The organism is Acidiferrimicrobium sp. IK, assembly GCF_025499425.1.
Lineage (GTDB): Bacteria > Actinomycetota > Acidimicrobiia > Acidimicrobiales > Palsa-688 > Acidiferrimicrobium.
This window is the reverse complement of the sequence record NZ_JAIMCB010000046.1, coordinates 1-1059: the sequence shown is the minus strand read 5'-3', so window position 1 is coordinate 1059 and position 1059 is coordinate 1. Positions and strand designations below refer to the sequence as shown.

Below are 1059 nucleotides of genomic sequence, written 5' to 3'. Positions count from 1 at the left end.
CACTTCGACTACGACATCGTCTCCGGACCGGCAAACCCGCTCGGGATCCGCATGCAGGTCATCAGGCGGGGGGATAGGGCGACGAGCAGCGTGACGCTCGGGCCGGCCTTCGAGGGTCCGCCGGGGCGCGCCCACGGCGGCATCGTTGCCGCAGTCTTCGATGACCTGATGGTCTACGTCCTGAGCATCCACGGCATCCCGGCCTTCACCGCTCGACTCGAGATCAGCTACCACGCGGCGGCGCCGCTGGGCGACCCGATCTCCTTCGTGGCCGGACTGGCCAGCCGTGATGGACGCAAGCTCCACATGACAGGCGAGGCAACCGTCGAGGGGACCGTCGTCGCCCGAGCCGAAGCCCTCTTCATCACAGTCGACACCGCCTCGGCCTGACCACCGCCTCGGCCTGACCTGGGCGAAGGTCCTCCCCGGCCCGGGCCTACGCTGCGGTCTTGTCGAGCCAGTCGATCACCGCGTCGGCAAACACGTCGTTGCGATCTCCTACGACCATGTGCCCTGCACCGGCGACATCGACGTACGATGCCTGTGGGCACTGGCGCCGGAAGGCCTCGACCCCTTCCTGGCTCACGAGGTCTGACATGCGGCCACGGACGAGCAGCGTCGGCACCCGAAGGCTGGCTGCCGCCCGCTCGAGCTGGTCTGGCTCGCTGATGCGGCTCCCGACCTTGTTGCCCAGGAACGCGGGGTCCCAGTGCCAACGCCAGCGCCCGTCCTCGCCGAGGCGGAGGTTCTTGCGGAGGCCGTCCAAGTTGTCGGTCCGGGGCCGGTCCGGTCGGTAGGCCGCGATCGCGTCGGCGGCCTCCTCCAGGGACGCGAACCCGGCCGGTGCCGCCTGCATGAACGACACGATGCGGTTGACCCCCTTGGACTCCAACTTCGGGGTGATGTCGACCAGGACGACCCCTCTGAGCAGGCCGGGGTAATGGAGGCCCTCGCAGGACAGGGCGACGAGCCCACCCATGGACGCCCCTACCACCACTGGGGCCTCGCCGACCTGCTCACAGATGTCTGCCAAGTCGTCGGCCATCGCCTCCATCGAGT

General features: G+C 68.9%; 2 protein-coding genes. One reads left to right on the top strand and one right to left on the bottom strand.

All coding sequences use genetic code 11. The features are described 5' to 3' along the window. The coding region (locus K6U06_RS24485; RefSeq protein ID WP_262324614.1) for a PaaI family thioesterase at window positions 1-390 on the top strand (390 nt) is incomplete at its 5' end. Window positions 391-436: 46 nt separating this feature from the next. Here the strand turns inward: K6U06_RS24485 and K6U06_RS24480 are convergent. Then, the coding region (locus K6U06_RS24480; RefSeq protein WP_262324613.1) for an alpha/beta fold hydrolase at window positions 437-1059 on the bottom strand (623 nt) is incomplete at its 5' end.